The organism is Streptomyces lusitanus (genome assembly GCF_042647945.1).
GTDB lineage: Bacteria > Actinomycetota > Actinomycetes > Streptomycetales > Streptomycetaceae > Streptomyces > Streptomyces pseudogriseolus.
In genome coordinates, this window is the sequence record NZ_JBHRWL010000021.1 from 21150 (window position 1) to 39844 (window position 18695).

At 72.1% G+C, this 18695-nt stretch carries 17 protein-coding genes; 11 read left to right on the top strand and 6 right to left on the bottom strand.

What is annotated here, in order from left to right:
* The first annotated feature begins 43 nt into the window (after nt 1-43).
* Nucleotides 44-736, top strand: coding sequence for a FadR/GntR family transcriptional regulator (locus tag ACFOSY_RS27560; protein ID WP_394311753.1), 693 nt, complete (start codon nt 44-46; stop codon nt 734-736).
* Nucleotides 737-838: 102 nt separating this feature from the next.
* Here the strand turns inward: ACFOSY_RS27560 and fabI are convergent, their stop codons facing one another.
* Both fabI and fabG read right to left on the bottom strand, forming a co-directional pair.
* On the bottom strand, nt 839-1606 hold the full coding sequence (gene fabI / locus ACFOSY_RS27565; protein WP_225653320.1) for an enoyl-ACP reductase FabI: 768 nt from the start codon (nt 1604-1606) through the stop codon (nt 839-841).
* 5 nt (nt 1607-1611) lie between these two features.
* Nucleotides 1612-2316, bottom strand: coding sequence for a 3-oxoacyl-[acyl-carrier-protein] reductase (gene fabG / locus ACFOSY_RS27570; protein WP_225653321.1), 705 nt, complete (start codon nt 2314-2316; stop codon nt 1612-1614).
* 313 nt (nt 2317-2629) lie between these two features.
* Here fabG and ACFOSY_RS27575 point away from each other — a divergent pair, with 313 nt between their 5' ends.
* From ACFOSY_RS27575 to tyrS, 3 genes are all read left to right on the top strand, one after another.
* Complete coding sequence (locus ACFOSY_RS27575) at nt 2630-4153, top strand: TldD/PmbA family protein (RefSeq protein WP_394311756.1); 1524 nt, start codon at nt 2630-2632, stop codon at nt 4151-4153.
* The gene (locus ACFOSY_RS27580) at nt 4150-5544 is read left to right on the top strand and encodes a metallopeptidase TldD-related protein (RefSeq protein ID WP_394311759.1); all 1395 of its coding nucleotides are present in this window, start codon (nt 4150-4152) and stop codon (nt 5542-5544) included. The genes ACFOSY_RS27575 and ACFOSY_RS27580 overlap by 4 nt, the downstream gene beginning before the upstream one ends.
* A gap of 66 nt (nt 5545-5610) precedes the next feature.
* Nucleotides 5611-6879 carry a tyrosine--tRNA ligase gene (gene tyrS, locus ACFOSY_RS27585; RefSeq protein ID WP_394311762.1) on the top strand — a complete coding sequence of 423 codons (1269 nt, stop codon included), beginning with the start codon at nt 5611-5613 and terminating at the stop codon, nt 6877-6879.
* Between the two features lie 63 nt (nt 6880-6942).
* Here the strand turns inward: tyrS and ACFOSY_RS27590 are convergent, their stop codons facing one another.
* The gene (locus ACFOSY_RS27590) at nt 6943-7227 is read right to left on the bottom strand and encodes a GlsB/YeaQ/YmgE family stress response membrane protein (RefSeq protein ID WP_394311764.1); all 285 of its coding nucleotides are present in this window, start codon (nt 7225-7227) and stop codon (nt 6943-6945) included.
* A gap of 243 nt (nt 7228-7470) precedes the next feature.
* On the opposite strand from ACFOSY_RS27590, the gene ACFOSY_RS27595 reads away from it, so the two are divergent.
* Together ACFOSY_RS27595 and ACFOSY_RS27600 are read left to right on the top strand one after the other, a co-directional pair.
* Nucleotides 7471-7866 carry a DUF3099 domain-containing protein gene (locus ACFOSY_RS27595; RefSeq protein ID WP_394311766.1) on the top strand — a complete coding sequence of 132 codons (396 nt, stop codon included), beginning with the start codon at nt 7471-7473 and terminating at the stop codon, nt 7864-7866.
* 242 nt (nt 7867-8108) lie between these two features.
* Nucleotides 8109-8336, top strand: a complete 228-nt coding sequence (locus ACFOSY_RS27600; protein WP_394311768.1) for a hypothetical protein — start codon at nt 8109-8111, stop codon at nt 8334-8336.
* A gap of 67 nt (nt 8337-8403) precedes the next feature.
* On the opposite strand, the gene moaA is transcribed toward ACFOSY_RS27600, so the two are convergent.
* From moaA to ACFOSY_RS27615, 3 genes are all read right to left on the bottom strand, one after another.
* Nucleotides 8404-9393, bottom strand: a complete 990-nt coding sequence (gene moaA, locus ACFOSY_RS27605; RefSeq protein ID WP_394311770.1) for a GTP 3',8-cyclase MoaA — start codon at nt 9391-9393, stop codon at nt 8404-8406.
* 172 nt (nt 9394-9565) lie between these two features.
* On the bottom strand, nt 9566-11194 hold the full coding sequence (locus tag ACFOSY_RS27610; RefSeq protein ID WP_394311772.1) for a solute symporter family protein: 1629 nt from the start codon (nt 11192-11194) through the stop codon (nt 9566-9568).
* A complete protein-coding gene (locus ACFOSY_RS27615) occupies nt 11191-11547 on the bottom strand; it encodes a DUF485 domain-containing protein (protein WP_394311774.1) in 357 nt (118 codons plus the stop codon). The genes ACFOSY_RS27610 and ACFOSY_RS27615 overlap by 4 nt, the downstream gene beginning before the upstream one ends.
* A gap of 267 nt (nt 11548-11814) precedes the next feature.
* Here ACFOSY_RS27615 and ACFOSY_RS27620 point away from each other — a divergent pair, with 267 nt between their 5' ends.
* The 5 genes from ACFOSY_RS27620 (at nt 11815) to ACFOSY_RS27640 (ending at nt 18603) form a co-directional block, all read left to right on the top strand.
* Complete coding sequence (locus ACFOSY_RS27620) at nt 11815-13344, top strand: S8 family peptidase (protein WP_394311776.1); 1530 nt, start codon at nt 11815-11817, stop codon at nt 13342-13344.
* 64 nt (nt 13345-13408) lie between these two features.
* Nucleotides 13409-14944, top strand: coding sequence for a S8 family peptidase (locus tag ACFOSY_RS27625; protein WP_394311783.1), 1536 nt, complete (start codon nt 13409-13411; stop codon nt 14942-14944).
* Between the two features lie 112 nt (nt 14945-15056).
* Nucleotides 15057-16424 carry a CoA transferase gene (locus ACFOSY_RS27630; protein WP_394311786.1) on the top strand — a complete coding sequence of 456 codons (1368 nt, stop codon included), beginning with the start codon at nt 15057-15059 and terminating at the stop codon, nt 16422-16424.
* Nucleotides 16425-16534: 110 nt separating this feature from the next.
* A complete protein-coding gene (locus ACFOSY_RS27635) occupies nt 16535-17521 on the top strand; it encodes a CopD family protein (protein ID WP_394312067.1) in 987 nt (328 codons plus the stop codon).
* Nucleotides 17522-17619: 98 nt separating this feature from the next.
* A complete protein-coding gene (locus ACFOSY_RS27640; RefSeq protein WP_394311788.1) occupies nt 17620-18603 on the top strand; it encodes a DEDDh family exonuclease in 984 nt (327 codons plus the stop codon).
* The last annotated feature ends 92 nt before the right edge of the window (nt 18604-18695 follow it).

Below are 18695 nucleotides of genomic sequence, written 5' to 3' on the forward strand. Positions count from 1 at the left end.
GTCGTGGGCGCCCCACCGTGCCCCTGCCGTGCGAAGGTGAAGCATGCCTCTGAGCCATCCGCGCCGATCCGCGCTGTCCGAGCAGGTCATCGCCGCCCTGCGGGCCCAGATCACCTCGGGCGAGTGGCCGGTCGGCTCACGCGTCCCCACCGAGCCGGAACTCGTGGAGCAGCTGGGGGTGGCCCGCAACACCGTCCGTGAGGCGGTGCGCGCGCTGGCGCACAACGGCCTGCTCGACATCCGCCAGGGCTCGGGCACCTATGTGGTCGCCACCAGCGAGCTGGCGGGCGTGATGCACCGCCGCTTCGCCGGCGCCGACCCCCGGCACATCGCCGAGCTGCGCTCCTCGCTGGAGTCGTCGGCGGCGCGGCTTGCGGCGCGGCGGCGTACGGAGAAGGACCTCAAGCAGCTCGACGCGCTGCTGCTGCGCCGCGAGGAGGCCTGGGAGTCGGGCGACGCGGAGGCGTTCGTGACGGCGGACGCGACGTTCCACATGGCCGTCGTGGCGGCCTCGCACAACGACGTGATGACCGCGCTGTACGCGGACCTGGGCGAGGTGCTGCGGGACTGGCTGCGCGACGACGTGGGCGGGGACATGTCGCCGGAGACGCACATGGACCACAGCCGGCTGGTGGACGCGATCCGCGCGGGCGACGAGGCGACGGCGGCCGTGGAGGCCGCCGCCTACCCCATGGCGTGCAAACCGGGGCGGCTGACGGCCCCCGCGGGCGACTGAGCGCGCCTCCCAGGACGGCGGACATACGCGAGGGCGGCGGACGTACGCGAGGGCCCGCGCCCCCTCAGGGGGACACGGGCCCTCGTGCGGCTGTGCTACGGATCAGGCGCCGATGGCGTGCAGACCGCCGTCGACGTGGATGATCTCGCCGGTGGTCTTCGGGAACCAGTCGCTCAGCAGGGCGACGATGCCGCGGCCGGCCGGCTCGGGGTCCTTCAGGTCCCACTCCAGCGGGGAACGGGTGTCCCAGACGGACGCCAGCTCGCCGAAGCCCGGGATGGACTTGGCGGCCATGGAGCCGAGCGGGCCCGCGGAGATGAGGTTGCAGCGGATGTTCTGCTTGCCCAAGTCACGCGCGATGTAGCGGCTGGTGGCCTCCAGGGCGGCCTTGGCCGGGCCCATCCAGTCGTACTGCGGCCAGGCGAACTGCGCGTCGAAGGTGAGGCCGACGACCGAGCCGCCGTTCTGCATCAGCGGCAGGCAGGCCATGGTGAGCGACTTCAGGGAATACGCCGAGACGTGCATGGCCGTGGCGACCGACTCGAACGGCGTGTTGAGGAAGTTGCCGCCGAGCGCGTCCTGCGGCGCGAAGCCGATGGAGTGCACCACGCCGTCCAGGCCGCCGAGCTCCTCGCCGACCACGTCGGCCAGGCGGCCCAGGTGCTCGTCGTTGGTGACGTCGAGCTCGATGACCTTGGTCGGCTTGGGCAGCTTCTTCGCGATGCGCTCGGTCAGGGTGGGGCGCGGGAACGCGGTCAGGATGATCTCGGCGCCCTGCTCCTGGGCCAGCTTGGCGGCGTGGAAGGCGATGGAGGACTCCATCAGCACTCCGGAGATCAGGACGCGCTTGCCCTCGAGGATTCCGCTCATGGTGTTCAGTGACCCATTCCCAGTCCGCCGTCAACGGGAATGACGGCTCCAGTGATGTACGAGGCGTCGTCCGAGGCGAGGAAGCGCACCGCGGCGGCGATCTCCTCGGTCTTCGCGTACCGCGCGAGCGGCACCTGGGCGAGGATCTTCGCCTGCTGCTCCTCGGTGAGCTCCCGGGTCATGTCGGTGTCGACGAAGCCGGGCGCGACGACGTTGAAGGTGATGTTGCGCGAGCCCAGCTCACGGGCGAGGGAGCGCGCGAAGCCCACCAGGCCGGCCTTGGAGGCGGCGTAGTTGGCCTGGCCCGCGGAGCCGAGCAGCCCGACGACCGAGGAGATCAGCACGACGCGGCCCTTGCGGGCGCGCAGCATGCCGCGGTTGGCGCGCTTGACGACGCGGAAGGTGCCGGTGAGGTTGGTCTCGAGGACGGACGTGAAGTCCTCCTCGGACATGCGCATCAGGAGCTGGTCCCGGGTGATGCCGGCGTTGGCCACGAGCACCTCGACGGGGCCGTGCGCCTCCTCGATCTCCTTGTAGGCCTGCTCCACCTGCTCGGTGTCGGTGATGTCGCACCGGACGGCGAGGAAGCCGGCCGGGGGCTCCCCCGAGCGGTACGTGATGGCGACCTTGTCGCCGGCGTCGGCGAACGCGCGGGCGATGGCGAGGCCGATGCCCCGGTTGCCTCCGGTGACGAGAACCGAGCGGCTCAACGGATCACCCCTTCGATAGCGGTCTGGTCCACCCGCCCGGACACCGTGACGACAGGCGGCTGCACTGAAAACCTATCGGTCCCGGTCCGCCTCGGGACATCGGGGCACCGACAGTGGCCGGGGGGCCGCTCTGTCGGGTCCCTACAGAATGAACCCGGCCGGGCGACGGCGGTCACCGGCCCGGTGACACGAACACGGCGGGGCGCGCCGCAAAGGTGTGGTCCCGGTCCGGGCCGGCGCGACATGATGCGCCGCAGCGCCAACTCGACGCAGCGACAACCGAACGATTCAAACCCGACAGGAAGAGACGTAGGTGTCTCATAGCATTGACGAAGCCTTCACAGCCCTGCCGCTACGCGCCCTCGCCGACGCCGCGCTCGCCCGGGCGCGGGCGCTCGGGGCGGAGCACGCGGACTTCCGTCTGGAGCGGGTGCGCAGCGCCTCCTGGCGGCTGAGGGACGCCAAGCCCGCCGGTTCGTCGGACACCACCGACCTCGGGTACGCGGTGCGGGTGGTGCACGGCGGCACCTGGGGCTTCGCGTCCGGGGTGGACCTCACCCTCGACGCCGCCGCGAAGGTCGCCTCCCAGGCGGTGGCCATGGCGAAGCTGTCCGCGCAGGTGATCCGGGCGGCCGGGTCGGACGAGCTGGTGGAGCTGGCCGACGAGCCGGTGCACGCCGAGAAGACCTGGGTGTCGTCGTACGAGATCGACCCGTTCACCGTGCCCGACGAGGAGAAGGCGGGGCTGCTGGCCGACTGGAGCGGGCGGCTCCTCGCGGCGAACGGCGTCGACCACGTGGACGCCTCGCTGCTCACGGTGCACGAGAACAAGTTCTACGCGGACACCGCCGGGACCGTGACCACGCAGCAGCGCGTCCGGCTGCACCCGGTGCTGACGGCGGTGTCGGTCGACGACTCCAGCGGCGAGTTCGACTCCATGCGCACGCTCGCGCCGCCGGCCGGGCGCGGCTGGGAGTACCTGACGGGCACCGGCTGGGACTGGGACGACGAGCTGGCGCGGATCCCCGAGCTGCTCGCCGAGAAGATGCGCGCCCCGAGCGTCGAGCCGGGGCTGTACGACCTGGTGGTGGACCCGTCCAACCTGTGGCTCACCATTCACGAGTCGATCGGGCACGCCACCGAGCTGGACCGCGCCCTCGGCTACGAGGCCGCCTACGCGGGCACGTCGTTCGCCACCTTCGACCAGCTCGGCACGCTGCGGTACGGCTCCGAGCTGATGAACGTCACCGGTGACCGCACCGCCGAGCACGGGCTCGCGACCGTCGGCTACGACGACGAGGGCGTCGAGGCGCAGTCCTGGGACCTGGTGAAGGACGGCACGCTGGTCGGCTACCAGCTCGACCGGAGGATCGCGAGGCTCACCGGGTTCGAGCGGTCCAACGGGTGCGCGTTCGCCGACTCCCCCGGCCATGTGCCGGTGCAGCGCATGGCCAACGTGTCGCTGCGGCCCGACCCGGCGGGGATGTCCACGGAGGACCTGATCGGGGGCGTCGACCGGGGCATCTACGTGGTCGGCGACCGGTCGTGGTCGATCGACATGCAGCGCTACAACTTCCAGTTCACCGGCCAGCGCTTCTACCGGATCGAGAACGGGCGGCTCGCCGGGCAGCTGAGGGACGTCGCCTACCAGGCCACGACCACCGACTTCTGGGGGTCCATGGCCGCCGTCGGCGGTCCGCAGACATACGTCCTGGGCGGCGCCTTCAACTGCGGCAAGGCCCAGCCGGGCCAGGTCGCGGCGGTCTCCCACGGCTGCCCGTCCGCCCTCTTCAAGGGAGTCAACATCTTGAACACGACGCAGGAGGCCGGGCGATGAGCGCGCGTACCACCAAGCCGCACGAGATCGTCGAGCGGGCGCTGGAGCTGTCCCGGTCCGACGGCTGTGTCGTGATCGCCGACGAGCACTCCTCCGCCAACCTCCGCTGGGCGGGCAACGCGCTCACCACGAACGGGGTCACCCGCGGGCGCACCCTCACCGTGATCGCCACGGTGGACGGCGCCCAGGGCACGGCCTCCGGGGTGGTGTCCCGGTCCGCGGTGACCGTGGACGAACTGGAGCCGCTGGTGCGGGCCGCGGAGGCCGCCGCGCGCGGCGCGGGACCCGCCGAGGACGCGCAGCCGCTGGTGACGGGGGTGGATCCGTCCCCCGAGTTCACCGAGGCGCCCGCCGAGACGACCTCCGCGGTGTTCGCCGACTTCGCCCCGGCGCTGGGCGAGGCGTTCGCCCGGGCGCGGGCCGGCGGCCGGGAGCTGTACGGGTTCGCGAACCACGAGATGGTGTCCACCTACCTCGGCACGTCGGCGGGGCTGCGGCTGCGGCACGACCAGCCGAACGGCACGCTGGAGATCAACGCGAAGTCCCCGGACCGCACCCGGTCGGCGTGGGCGGGCCGCTCCACCCGCGACTTCAAGGACGTCGACCCGGCCGCGCTGGACGCCGATCTGGCCGTACGGCTGGGGTGGGCCCAGCGGCGGCTGGAGCTGCCGGCGGGCCGGTACGAGACGCTGCTGCCGCCGACCGCCGTGGCGGACCTGCTGATCTACCAGCTGTGGTCGGCGTCCGGGCGGGACGCGGCGGAGGGCCGCACGGTGTTCTCCAAGCCGGGCGGCGGCACCCGGGTCGGCGAGCGGCTGTCCGAGCTGCCGCTGACGCTGCGCAGCGACCCGGGCGAGCCGGGTCTGGAGTCGGCGCCGTTCGTGATCGCGCACTCCTCCGGCGGCGACCAGTCGGTGTTCGACAACGGGCTGCCGCTGACGGCGACGGACTGGGTGCGCGAGGGCGAGCTGCACCGGCTGACCACCAGCCGGCACAGCGCGGGCCTGACCGGCCTGCCGGCCGCGCCCGCCGTCGACAACTTGATCCTGGACGGCGGCGAGGACCGCTCCCTGGAGGAGATGGTCGCGTCCACCGAGCGGGGGCTGCTGCTGACCTGCCTGTGGTACATCCGCGAGGTGGACCCGGCGACGCTGCTGCTCACCGGGCTGACCCGGGACGGCGTCTACCTGGTGGAGAACGGCGAGGTCACCGGCGAGGTGAACAACTTCCGGTTCAACGAGTCGCCGGTGGACCTGCTGGGCCGGGCGGTCGAGGCGGGCCGTACGGAGAAGACGCTGCCCAGGGAGTGGGGCGACTGGTTCACCCGGGCCGCGATGCCCGCGCTGCGCATCCCCGATTTCAACATGAGCTCGGTCAGCCGGGGCGTATAACCTCGTAGGCGTTCGCAGCAGGCCGTCACCCGTACGGCCGCAGATCACCGAGGAGACACGAGAACCGTGACGGACATCGTCGACGAGCTGAAGTGGCGCGGGCTGTTCGCCCAGTCCACTGACGAGGACGCTTTGCGCAAGGCGCTCGCGGACGGTCCCGTCACGTTCTATTGCGGTTTCGACCCGACCGCGCCGTCGCTGCACGTGGGGCACCTGGTGCAGGTGCTCACCGTGCGCCGGCTCCAGCAGGCCGGTCACCGGCCGCTGGCGCTGGTCGGCGGCGCGACCGGGCAGATCGGCGACCCGCGGCCGACGGCCGAGCGCACGCTGAACTCGCCGGAGACGGTCGCGGGCTGGGTGGAGCGGCTGCGCGGCCAGATCGAGCCGTTCCTGTCCTTCGAGGGCGAGAACGCGGCCGTCATGGTCAACAACCTCGACTGGACGGCGAACCTGTCCGCGATCGAGTTCCTGCGGGACATCGGCAAGCACTTCCGCGTCAACAAGATGCTGACGAAGGACTCGGTCGCCCGGCGCCTGGAGTCCTCCGAGGGCATCAGCTACACGGAGTTCAGCTACCAGCTGCTCCAGGCGATGGACTTCCTCCAGCTGTACCGCCGCTACGGCTGCACGATGCAGCAGGGCGGCAGCGACCAGTGGGGCAACCTCACGGCGGGCCTGGACCTGCTGCACCGGCTGGAGCCGGACGCCACGGTCCACGCCTACGCGACGCCGCTGATGACCAAGGCGGACGGCACCAAGTTCGGCAAGACCGAGGGCGGCGCCGTCTGGCTGGACCCGGAGATGACCACGCCGTACGCGTTCTACCAGTTCTGGCTGAACGTGGACGACCGGGACATCTCGGGCTACATGCGGATCCTGTCCTTCAAGTCCCGCGAGGAGCTGGAGGAGCTGGAGCGGCAGACGGAGGAGCGCCCGCAGGCCCGTGCCGCGCAGCGCGCGCTGGCCGAGGAGCTGACGACGCTGGTGCACGGCGCCGACCAGACGGCCGCCGTGATCGCCGCGTCCAAGGCCCTGTTCGGCCAGGGCGAGCTGGGTGAGCTGGACGAGCGGACGCTGGCGGCGGCGCTGTCCGAGGTGCCGCACGTCAAGGTGGCCGAGCTGGGTCCGGTGGTGGACCTCTTCGCCGAGGTCGGCCTGGTGCCCAGCAAGTCGGCCGCGCGGCGCACGGTGAAGGAGGGCGGCGCCTACGTGAACAACGTCAAGGTCGCCGCCGAGGACGCCGTCCCCGCCGAGGAGGACCTGCTGCACGGGCGGTGGCTGGTGCTGCGCCGCGGCAAGAAGAATCTGGCGGCCGTGGAGGTCACGGCCGGCTGAGCCGGTGGACGTGAGGGGCGGGTCCTTCCGGGACCCGCCCCTTCGCCGTACCCGGCGGGCGGGTCAGGCCCGCTGCCGCTCGTGCTTCCTGCGCTGCATGGCGTTGTAGATCATCTCCACGAGCAGCACGACGACGATGGCCGCGCCGAGCTGGAAGATGTGCCGCCCCCAGTCGATGCCCCGGGTCTCCTCGATGCCGAAGCCGCGCGCCATGGCGTTGCCGATGACCGCGCCGGCGATGCCGCAGAGGGTGGCCAGCCAGAGCGGGATGTGCTGCTTGCCAGGGATCACCGCTTTGGCCAGCAGGCCGAGCACGAATCCCACGATGATCGCCCACAACCAGCCCATGACTGCCTCCTCGTACGACTTGACGCGAGCATTACGGCAAGTGTCGGCCCGGTCGCGATACGCCGCATGTCGGACATGCCGCACGCGGTACGGCGCAGCCGGGCCGGAGCGGTGCGGGGTGACCCGCTCTCGTGACCGGGCGGAGCGCGGCGTACCGTTGGTTGTCCGGACCAGATGTCGCAGACCGGGACGCTGGACGCCGGGTACGGAAAAGGGTCCGATGCGGGCGGATGGTGGAATGTGATGCGGAAGCAGCGTGGCGGCGGCGCTCAGGTGTTCCGGATCACGGGCGCCCGGGCGGGCCTCCAGGAGGACGTACGGGGACGGCAGCGCCGGTACGTGATCTCGATGACCGTTCGCACGATCTCGGTCATCCTGGCGGCCACCCTGTGGAACGTGGAGCGGCATGTCGCGATCGTGGCGCTGGTGCTCGGGGCGGTCCTGCCGTACATCGCGGTGGTGATCGCCAACGCGGGGCGGGAGAACGCGCCGTCCTTGCCGTCGACCTTCGTGACGACCCCGATGAAGCCGATGATCGCACCGCCGCGGACGGACGACGGTTCCACGGAACCCGATGCGGAAGAAGTGCCGTCGCAGGCGGCGCCGGGCGGACGATCCGAGGGTCCGGGACGCTCCTGAACAGTGAGGTGTGAGCACCGGACGCCGGGAGCGGAAGTACCTTCCCGGTCAAGCTCAAAGAAACCTCAGATCAATCATGTTCTTTCGGTGCCGGGGGCGGGGTGACCCATGACATACTTCGTACGCGCTCCGCATCCCCCGTCGGAGCGACGGACCGACGCCGGGCAGCTCCCCCCGTGGCTGCTCGGCGTCGCCTTTTCCCGCCGCGTTTCTCCTTACGCCGCACGGGTTAGGGTCGGACGGTGATCAACCCCGACCCCGAGACGCCCATCTGCTCCGCGAAGGGCTGCCGCGCCCCCGCCGTGTGGGTGCTGGCCTGGAACAACCCGAAGATCCACACGCCGGAGCGGCGCAAGACATGGCTGGCCTGCGAGGAGCACCGGGAGCACCTGGCGCAGTTCCTCGGGGTGCGCGGCTTCCTGAAGGACGTGGTGCGCCTGGAGGAGTGGGAGGCTCCGGAAGGGGCCTGAGCCCGGCGGCCGGACGTCTCCCGGCCGGCTCGGTCGCTGAGCCGCTCGGTGCTCGGCGCTCGGCCGCTCAGCCGCCGATGGCGGACATCGGGCGGTCCGGCTGGACGAAGGCCGGGTCGTCCAGACCCGCGCCCGCCTTCTTGCCCCACATGGCGAGCTTCCAGATGCGGGCGACCTCCTCGTCGTCCGCGCCGGAGCGCAGGGCCGCCCGCAGGTCGGTCTCCTCGGTGGCGAACAGGCAGGTGCGGACCTGTCCGTCGGCGGTGAGGCGGGTGCGGTCGCAGGCGGAGCAGAAGGGCCGGGTGACGGAGGCGATGACGCCCACCCGGTGCGGGCCGCCGTCGACCAGCCAGCGCTCGGCCGGTGCGGAGCCGCGCTTCTCCTCGCCCTCCGCGGTCAGCTCGAACCGGGTGCGCAGGGAGGCGAGGATGTCCCCCGCGGTGATCATGCCGTCGCGCTTCCAGCCGTGCTGGGCGTCCAGCGGCATCTGCTCGATGAAGCGCAGCTCGTAGTCGTGCTCGACAGCCCAGGCGAGCAGGTCGGGGGCCTCGTCGTCGTTGAGCCCCGGCATCAGGACCGAGTTGACCTTCACCGGGGTCAGTCGGGCCTCGCGGGCCGCGTACAGGCCGTCCAGGACGTCCTGGTGGCGGTCGCGGCGGGTGAGGGTCTTGAAGACGTCCGGGCGGAGCGTGTCGAGGGAGACGTTGACCCGGTCGAGGCCGGCCGCCTTCAGGGCGCTCGCCGTGCGGCGCAGCCCGATGCCGTTGGTGGTGAGGGACATCTGGGGACGGGGTTCGAGGGCGGCGACCCGCTCGACGATGCCGACCAGGCCGGGGCGGAGCAGGGGCTCGCCGCCGGTGAAGCGGACTTCCTCGATGCCCAGGGAGGTGACCGCGATGCCGACGAGCCGGACGATCTCGTCGTCGGTGAGCAGATCGGGCTTGGCGAGCCACTGCAGACCCTCCTCGGGCATGCAGTACGTGCAGCGCAGGTTGCACCGGTCGGTCAGCGAGACCCGGAGGTCCGTCGCCACCCGGCCGTAGGTGTCGATGAGCACGTGGGGCCCCTCCCTGTACGCCGGTCGGTACGCCGGTCACTCGTGTCCGGTACCTGCGAGCGTACGTGACGCCGCCGACATCACCCAGCGACGCGATGTGACGATATGCCGACGGCCGCGTCGTCAGGACCTACGAGAGTCCACGACGCGGCCGTCGCGCGGGGGGGCTGCGTCAGTGGGCGCCGGTGCCGGTGAGGGACCGGACCTCCAGCTCCGCGTACTTCTTGACGTCGGGCTCCTCCTTGGACAGGACGGTGCCCAGCCAGCCCATGAGGAAGCCGAACGGGATGGAGATGATGCCCGGGTTCTTGAGCGGGAACCAGGCGAAGTCGACGTCCGGGAACATCGCCTTCGGGTCGCCGGAGACGACCGGCGAGAACAGCACCAGGCCGACGGCGACGATCAGACCGCCGTAGATCGACCACAGCGCGCCCTGGGTGGTGAACCGCTTCCAGAACAGGCTGTAGAGGATGGTCGGCAGGTTGGCCGAGGCGGCGACCGCGAAGGCCAGCGCGACCAGGCCGGCCACGTTCAGGTCGCGGGCGAGGGCGCCGAGCGCGATGGAGACGATGCCGATGGCGACGGTCGCCCAGCGGGCCGCCCGCATCTCCTCCTTCTCCGTGGCCTGCCCCTTGCGGATGACGTTGGCGTAGATGTCGTGCGCGAAGGAGGACGACGAGGCCAGGGTGAGTCCGGCGACCACGGCGAGGATGGTCGCGAAGGCCACCGCCGAGATGGTGGCGAGCAGGATCGCGCCCCAGGCCGAGTCGACGCCGCCGATGTGCAGGGCGAGCAGCGGGGCGGCCGTGTTGCCGGACGGGTTGGACGCGATGATCTCTTCCGGTGAGATCAGTGCCGCCGCGCCGAAGCCGAGCGCCAGCGTCATCAGGTAGAAGCCGCCGATGATGCCGATGGCCCAGTTCACGGACTTACGGGCGGCCTTGGCGTTCGGCACCGTGTAGAAGCGGATGAGGATGTGCGGCAGGCCGGCGGTGCCGAGCACCAGGGCGATGCCCAGGGAGATGAAGTCCAGCTTGGTCAGGTTGTCGGCGCCGTACTGGAGGCCGGGCTCCAGGAAGGCGTCGCCCTTGCCGCTGTTCTCGGCGGCCTTGCCCAGCAGGTCGGAGATGTTGAAGTTGAACTTCAGCAGCACCAGGAAGGTGATGAGGATCGTGCCGCTGATGAGCAGCACGGCCTTGACCATCTGGACCCAGGTGGTGCCCTTCATGCCGCCGATGGAGACGTACACGATCATCAGCACGCCGACCAGGGCGACGATGAGGATCTTGCCGGCGTCGGAGGTGATGCCGAGCAGCAGCGACACCAGAACGCCCGCGCCGGCCATCTGGGCCAGCAGGTAGAAGATCGACACGACGATCGTGGAGGTGCCGGCCGCGGTGCGGACCGGGCGCTGGCGCATCCGGTAGGCGAGGACGTCGCCCATCGTGTAGCGGCCGGAGTTGCGCAGCGGTTCGGCGACCAGCAGCAGGGCGACGAGCCAGGCGACCAGGAAGCCGATGGAGTAGAGGAAGCCGTCGTAGCCGAAGAGGGCGATGGCGCCGGCGATGCCGAGGAAGGACGCGGCCGACATGTAGTCGCCGGAGACGGCCAGTCCGTTCTGGAAGGCGCTGAACTGCCGTCCGCCCGCGTAGAAGTCGGCGGCGTCCTTGGTCTGCCGGCCGGCCCAGACGGTGATGCCGAGGGTGGCGAGGACGAACAGCGAGAACAGCACGATGATGAGCGTGCGGTGTTCGCTGGCCTCGTTCGCCGCGAGCGTGACGTGGGTGATCGCGGGGCTCATGCGCCGCCCTCCATACGGGTCTTGATGGCCTCGGCCTTGGGGTCGAGCTTGGCGGCGGCGTGCCGGGAGTACCACCAGGCGATGAGGAAGGTGCTGAGGAACTGGAGCACGCCGAAGACGAAGGCGACGTTGATGTGGCCGGCCACCTTGGCGCCCATGAAGCCGCCCGCGTAGTTGGACAGCAGCACGTACAGCAGGTACCAGACGATGAAGCCGATGGTCAGCGGGAAGGCGAACGAGCGGTAGGAGCGGCGTAGTTCACCGAACTCAGCGCTCTCCTGAACCTCGGTGAACTCCTCCGGTGCGGGGAGTTTTGCTTGCTCTGTCGAGGGGGGCGGTGCTTCGGCGGCCACGGAGTCTCCTCGCGGTGCGGGTCGGTTCTTGCGTCGACGAAAGGCGAGTGTCCTCGCGCTTCCTGCCCAAGGGCACGGCGCCACGCGAGGACCGGTTCAACTCGGCACGGTTCTTTTCCGTGGACGATTTCCGAAGACGTTGCACCCAAATCATTGCTGGCCAGCGGACGCGCGGGATAGCTTCACCCTGCACCACCCGTCATGTACCTGCCCGGGCAGCCACCCCTGTCTCGGGCCGGTTTCGTTTCCGGATGATGTGGAGACCCCATGGCTCATCTGCGTTCCAGACGCCGGCTCGCTCTCGCCGTGCCCGTCGTGCTGTCGCTGACCGCCTCGCTCGGCTTTCTGCCCGCGGCGGCCTCCGCCGCCCCGGTCACGGCCTCGGCGGAGCAGGCGACGGACGCGCCCGTCCTGGCGTACGTGGTCAACACCAGGGCGGACCACCGCACGATCGCCTCGGTGAAGCGGGCGATCGCCGCGGCCGACGGCGAGGTCGTCGTCGCGTACGAGAAGATCGGCGTCATCGTCGTCCGCTCCGCCAGCGCCGACTTCGCGAAGACCCTCCGCGCGGTGCCCGGCGTGCAGTCGGCCGGCGCCACCCGCACCGCTCCGCTGGCCCCGGCCGGGACGACGGACGCGGGCTCCGCCGAGTACCTGACGGCCGCCGACGCCGCGAAGCTGAGGGCCGCCTCGGCGAAGACGCCGGGCAGCGAGCCGCTCGAGGCCGACCAGTGGGACCTGCGCGCCATCGGCGCCGACCAGGCCGCGAAGATCAACCCGGGCAGCAGGAAGGTCACGGTCGCCGTCATCGACACCGGCGTCGACGACACCCACCCGGACATCGCCCCCAACTTCTCCGCGTCCCAGTCCGCCAACTGCTTCGGCGGCGCCCCGGACACCGCGCCGGGCGCCTGGCGGCCGTACACCGCGGACGACTACCACGGCACGCACGTGGCCGGTGAGATCGCCGCCGCCCGCAACGGCATCGGCGTCGCCGGTGTCGCGCCCGGCGTCAAGGTCTCGGCGATCAACGTCACCGACCCCGCCAACGGGCTGTTCTACGCGGAGGCCGTCGTCTGCGCGTTCGTGTTCGCCGCCGACCACGGCGTGGAGATCACGAACAACAGCTACTACGTCGACCCGTGGATGTACAACTGCATGGACGACCCGGACCAGCGGGCCATCGTCGACGCGGTCAACCGGGCCCAGCTGTACGCCCAGCGCAAGGGCACCCTGCACTTCGCCTCGGCCGGCAACTCCAACCACGACCTGGCCTCCGACGCCATCGACGACGCGTCCAGCCCCAACGACACCACTCCGGTGCCGCGCACCATCGACCCCGGCGAGTGCTTCGACGTCCCCACGCAGCTCCCCGGCGTCGTCACGGTCAGCGCGACGGGCTCCAAGAACCTCAAGTCGTACTACTCCTCGTACGGCAAGGGCGTCGTCGACGTGGCCGCCCCGGGCGGCGACAGCCGGTACCAGCTGCCGGACACCCCGTCGAAGAACGGTCGCATCCTCTCCACGATGCCGAACGGCGAGTACGCCTGGCTCCAGGGCACCTCGATGGCCTCGCCGCACGCGGCCGGCGTCGCCGCGCTGCTGAAGTCCGAGCATCCGTGGCTGCCCCCGGCGGCGCTCCAGGCGCTGCTCACGGCGCAGGCGGACAACCCCGGCTGCCCCGCGTCGTACGACCAGGACGGTGACGGAACGCAGGACGCGACATGCGAGGGCGGCCGGCTGGTCAACGGCTTCTACGGCCGCGGCATCGTCGACGCGCTGCGCGCCGTCAAGTGAGCCACGCACCCGCACACCCGCCGTACCGTCCCTGGCACCTCAACGTGAACGAACTGGAGACTTCATGACAGCGTCACATCCGCGCCACCGCCGGGCGCTCGTCGTCCCGGCCGGCATGGCCCTGGCGACCACGCTCGCGTTCCTGCCGAACACGGCCGCCACGGCCGCCCCGGCCGCCCCCGCCGGCCAGGGCGCCGCCTCCGCGGAGGCCGCCTCGCTGAGCTACGTGGTCAACGTGCGGGGCGGGCACGGCGCGCCGGCGCACGTGAAGAAGGCGATCGCCAAGGCCGGCGGGACGATCGTGACGTCGTACGAGAAGATCGGCGTGATCGTCGTCCACTCGTCGAACGCCGACTTCGCCAAGGCGATCCGCAAGGTGCCGGGCGTGCAGTCGGCCGGCGCGACCCGCAACGCGCCGCTGCCGTCGGCCGCCACGACGGACCTGGGCTCCCCGAAGGTGCTCAGCGCCACCGAGGTCGCCGAGGCCACGGAGCAGGCCGCCGGTGACCAGGACCCGCTGCAGAACCTCCAGTGGGACCTGCCCGCCATCAAGGCGGACAAGGCGCACGAGAAGTCGCTGGGCAGCGCGAAGGTGACCGTCGCCGTCATCGACACCGGCGTCGACGACACCCACCCCGACATCGCGCCCAACTTCGACCGGGCCGCGTCGGTGAACTGCGTGGCGGGCAAGCCCGACACCAGCGAGGGCGCCTGGCGTCCGGGCGCGGCCGAGAGCCCGCACGGCACGCACGTCGCCGGTGAGATCGCCGCCGCGAAGAACGGCGTCGGCATGACCGGTGTCGCCCCCGGGGTGAAGGTCTCCGGCATCAAGGTGTCCAACCCGGACGGCTACTTCTACACCGAGGCCGTGGTGTGCGGCTTCATGTGGGCGGCCGAGCACGGGGTCGACGTCACCAACAACAGCTATTACACCGACCCCTGGTACTTCAACTGCACGAACGACCCCGACCAGAAGGCGCTCGTCGAGGCCGTCACCCGGGCCACGCGGTACGCCGAGCGCAAGGGCGCGGTCAACGTCGCCGCGGCGGGCAACGAGAACTACGACCTCTCCGCCGACGAGATCACCGACCCCTCGTCGCCGAACGACGGCACCCCGTCGGACCGTACCGTCGACCCGTCGGAGTGCCTGGACATCCCCACGCAGCTCCCGGGCGTGGTGACGGTCGCGTCGACCGGCGCGAAGGGCCTGAAGTCGTCGTTCTCCAACCACGGCCTCGGGATCATCGACATCGCCGCGCCCGGCGGTGACTCGACGGCCCTCCAGACCCCCGCGCCGCCCGCCACCAGCGGCCTGATCCTGGGCACGCTGCCCGGCGGCAAGTGGGGCTACATGGCCGGTACGTCGATGGCGTCCCCGCACGTCGCGGGCGTGGCCGCGCTGATCAAGTCGCGGCACCCGTACGCGCCGCCGGCGCTGGTGAAGGCGCTGCTGTACGCGGAGGCCGACGCCACCGCCTGCACGACGCCGTACGACATCGACAACGACGGCAAGGTCGACGCGGTGTGCGAGGGTCCGAAGAACCGCAACGGCTTCTACGGCTGGGGCATGGCCGACGCGCTGGACGCGGTGACGCGGTGACGCGGTGACGCGGTGACGCGATAGGCGCCGCGGCGCCGGGTGGAGGGGCCGGGCGGCGGTTGCGCCCGGCCCCTCCCGCCGTCCTGGGCGGGCGGTGCTGCACAGTAGGGGCATGACTCGTCTCGCGTCCTTCTGGTCAGGTCTCGGCGGGGATCCCGCCCTCGTGTCGCGGGTGTCCGCCGTCGAGCGGCCCGGTGTGCTGCCGTCGCGGCTGCCGGTACGGGAGTTCGCGGGGGCGTGCGTCGGCGCCTGCGCGCTGGCCGCCGCCGAGCTGGCGGCGCGCCGCGCGGGCGGTGGCGAGGTCCCGCCGGTGCGGGTGGACGAGAGGGCGGTGGCCACGGCGTTCGTGAGTGAGCGTCATCTGCGGACCGACGGGCGGGCCGCCGAGAGCTTCGCCCCGCTGTCACGGTTCTGGCGTACGGCGGACGGCTGGGTGCGCACGCACGCCAACTATCCGCACCACAGGGCGCGATTGCTCTCCGCCCTCGGCACGCCGGAGGACCCGGACGCGGTGGCCGCGGTGCTCGCGCGGAGGTCCGCGCGGGAGGTGGAGGAGACGGTCACCGCGGCGGGCGGGCTGGCCGTCGCCCTGCGCACGCCGGAGGAGTGGGCGGCACACGAGCAGGGGGCGGCGGTGGCGCGGCTGCCGCTCGTGCTGCGGGAGCGGCTGGACTCCACTCCCGCGCGGGAACTGCCGGCGTCGGGCGTCGATCCCCTGCTGCCCGCCGCGGGACTGCGGGTGCTGGACCTCACGCGGGTCATCGCGGGCCCGGTCGCCACCCGCACCCTGGCCCTGCTCGGCGCGGACGTGCTGCGGCTGGACCCGCCGGGCCTGCCGGAACTGCCCGACCAGCACACCGACACGGGCTTGGGAAAGCGGTCGGCGCTGGTGGATCTGGCCTCCGGCCGGGAGACGGTGGAGGAGCTGGTGGCGCGCGCGGACGTGGTCGTCACCGGGTACCGGCCCGGCGCCCTGGACCGCTTCGGCCTGGGCGCGGAGGCTCTGGCCGAGCGGCGGCCGGGGGTGGTCGTGGCGCAGCTCTCGGCGTGGGGCGCCACCGGGCCGTGGGCGGGGCGCCGCGGCTTCGACAGCCTGGTCCAGGTGGCGACGGGCATCGCCCGCATCGAGGGCAAGGACGGCCACCCGGGCGCGCTCCCGGCCCAGGCCCTGGACCACGGCACGGGGTACCTGCTGGCTGCGGGGGTACTGCGCGCCTTGTCGGACCGGACGGAGGCGGGCGGCAGCCGGCTGGTCCGCGTGGCGCTGGCCCGCACGGCGCGCGAACTGCTGACGGCGGCGGGCGGTTACGGGGGTGAGGAAGGTGAGGCCGACGTGCCCGCCACCCCGTGGCTCGCTGAACGCGACAGCGCCCTGGGCCGGTTGCGGTACGCGCTCTCGCCGGTGGAGTTCGAGGGAGGCCCACGGGACTGGGCGCGGCCGCCGGGGCGGTGGGGCGCGGATGAGGCACGGTGGTTGTGACCGGCGCTCAGCAGCGCCCGCCCTCCCCTCGCACAACCGGCGGGCAAAGGCCGCACATCTCCCCGGACTTGCCCCACTCTGTGTGATCTTGTGAAGATCCTGGGGTGACTCTGACGACTTCCGGGGAGCGGGCGGCCCGGGCTGCCGGTGGGCGGTGGCGGGCCGGGGCCGTGCTGGTTCTGGTGGTGCTCGGTGCGTTGATTCCGCTGCTCGGGCCGGCGCCCGCGTTGCGCGGCACCGGGGAGGCGGACGCGCCCGGGACCGGTGGTATCGCCCTGCTGCGGACGGTGCTGTTCGCCGCGCTGGCCGTGCCCGTGGGCGAGTTGTTCGCCGTACGGCTGGCGCGCACGCTGCCCGGCGCCCCGCCCGCCCTGCCGCGCAGGTGGTCGACCGTGGCCAACTCCGTCGGTTTCGTGGCCGCCCTCGGACTGGCCTCCGTGGTGGCCACCGGCAACCTCGTGCCGTCCCACCCCGCCGACATCGACGTGGGCGGCCTCTACGAGACGCGGGACGGCAAGCTCGCCCTGCTGGAGGTCAACGGCTTCCTCGCCGCCGCCCTGTGCTCCGCGTCCCGCCGTCCGGCCACCCAGGCGCTGCCGCTCGCCGCGGTGGTCGTGGGCGAGGCGCTGCGGGCCCACCCGACGACGGAGTACAGCCCGCTCGTCGGTTCGGGACTGACGCTGGTGCACCTGACGTGCGCGTCGCTGTGGGTGGGCGGCCTGCCGCACGTGCTGCGCACCCTGCGGCTGTGGGGGCACGCCGAGGCGGGTGCGGCGCTGCTGGGCCGCTACGCGCGCGTGGCGCTCGTGCTGCTCGTCGCCATGACCGCCACAGGGGTGTGGAGTTCACTGCGCCGGATGCCGTCCGGGACGATCCTGGAGCAGCTGACGGACACCGCGTACGGGCGGGTGCTGCTCGCCAAGGTGGTTCTGATGGCGGGGGTCTCGGCGCTCGCCCTGTGGGCGCGGGTGCGGCTGGCGCGCGCGGCCGACCCGCTCACCGCGAGTTCACCCGCGCGGGCGGAGGTGTGCGTACTCGCCCTGGTGGTCGCGGTGTCGGGGCTGCTGACCGCGCTGCCGGTGCCGATCCGCTGGTGAGCGCCCCGCGCGCCCTCACGCGCGCGTGGTGAACGGACGGGCCGCACGGGCCACCTGACGGACAGGCCTGTCAGCAGCGGCCCGTATCCTCATGAACCATGCTCGAAGACCTCACCGCCGCAGCCGCCTCCCCCACCGCGTGGCCGGCCGCGTATCCGCAGGGATACGCGGTCGTCGACGTGGAGACGACGGGGCTGGCCCGGGACGACCGCATCATCTCCGCGGCCGTCTACCGGCTGGACGCGCGCGGCGAGGTCGAGGACCACTGGTACACGGTGGTCAACCCGGAGCGCGACCCGGGCCCGGTGTGGATACACGGGCTGACGAGCGAGATGCTCGAGGGCGCGCCCCTCTTCGCGGACATCGCGGCGGAGTTCGCGGCGCGTCTGGAGGGCCGCGTCCTGGTGGCGCACAACGCGGTGTTCGACTGGCAGATGATCGCCCGCGAGTACGCCCGCGCGCGCGGCGAGGCCCCCGTGCGGCAACGGCTGTGCACCATCGCCCTGTCGAAGGAGCTGAGGCTGCCGCTGCCCAACCACAAGCTGGAGTCGCTCGCGGCGCACTTCGGCGTGGTGCAGCGGCGGGCGCACCACGCGCTGGACGACGCGCGCGTGCTGGCGGAGGCGTTCCGGCCCAGTCTGCTGGCCGCCGCGGCGGGCGGTGTGCGGCTGCCGCTGCACGAATGCCGGCCGCTCACCGAGTGGTCGGACCGGCCCCGCATCGGGCAGCAGGCGTCCTACGGCGGGCGTGCGCCCTCCAGTTGGCGCCCCTCCCGCAAAAGACCCGCATGCCCCTATCCCAACCCGGGGCGGTACGAACCGGGCAAGCGTCTCAAGCAGGGCATGCGGGTGGCGTTCTCCGGGGACACCTCCGTCGAGCGGGACCTGCTGGAGGACCGGGCGACCGAGGCGGGGCTGCACGTGGCGACGAGCCTGTCCCGGCTCACCAGCCTGCTGGTCACCAACGACCCGGACTCGGGCACGTCGAAGACGGTCAAGGCCCGCCAGTTCGGCACCCCGGTGGTCGACGAGGCCGCCTTCGGCCAGCTCCTCGCCGACGTCGAGCCCGCCTCGGAGACCTGACCTCCGTCCCGGGCGCGGACGGGCGCGGGACGGGCCCGGGCGGGCGCGCGGGGCCGTACCCGGCTCGGAGCACCCCGCGCCCGGGTTGTACC

Coding starts and splice junctions, on each gene's coding strand:
- ACFOSY_RS27560 (WP_394311753.1), top strand. CDS start 44: ATGCCTCTGAGCCATCCGCGCCGATCCGCGCTGTCCGAGCAGGTCATC.
- fabI (WP_225653320.1), bottom strand. CDS start 1,606: ATGAGCGGAATCCTCGAGGGCAAGCGCGTCCTGATCTCCGGAGTGCTG.
- ACFOSY_RS27580 (WP_394311759.1), top strand. CDS start 4,150: ATGAGCGCGCGTACCACCAAGCCGCACGAGATCGTCGAGCGGGCGCTG.
- ACFOSY_RS27590 (WP_394311764.1), bottom strand. CDS start 7,227: ATGGGCTGGTTGTGGGCGATCATCGTGGGATTCGTGCTCGGCCTGCTG.
- ACFOSY_RS27595 (WP_394311766.1), top strand. CDS start 7,471: ATGCGGAAGCAGCGTGGCGGCGGCGCTCAGGTGTTCCGGATCACGGGC.
- ACFOSY_RS27610 (WP_394311772.1), bottom strand. CDS start 11,194: ATGAGCCCCGCGATCACCCACGTCACGCTCGCGGCGAACGAGGCCAGC.
- ACFOSY_RS27620 (WP_394311776.1), top strand. CDS start 11,815: ATGGCTCATCTGCGTTCCAGACGCCGGCTCGCTCTCGCCGTGCCCGTC.
- ACFOSY_RS27625 (WP_394311783.1), top strand. CDS start 13,409: ATGACAGCGTCACATCCGCGCCACCGCCGGGCGCTCGTCGTCCCGGCC.
- ACFOSY_RS27630 (WP_394311786.1), top strand. CDS start 15,057: ATGACTCGTCTCGCGTCCTTCTGGTCAGGTCTCGGCGGGGATCCCGCC.
- ACFOSY_RS27640 (WP_394311788.1), top strand. CDS start 17,620: ATGCTCGAAGACCTCACCGCCGCAGCCGCCTCCCCCACCGCGTGGCCG.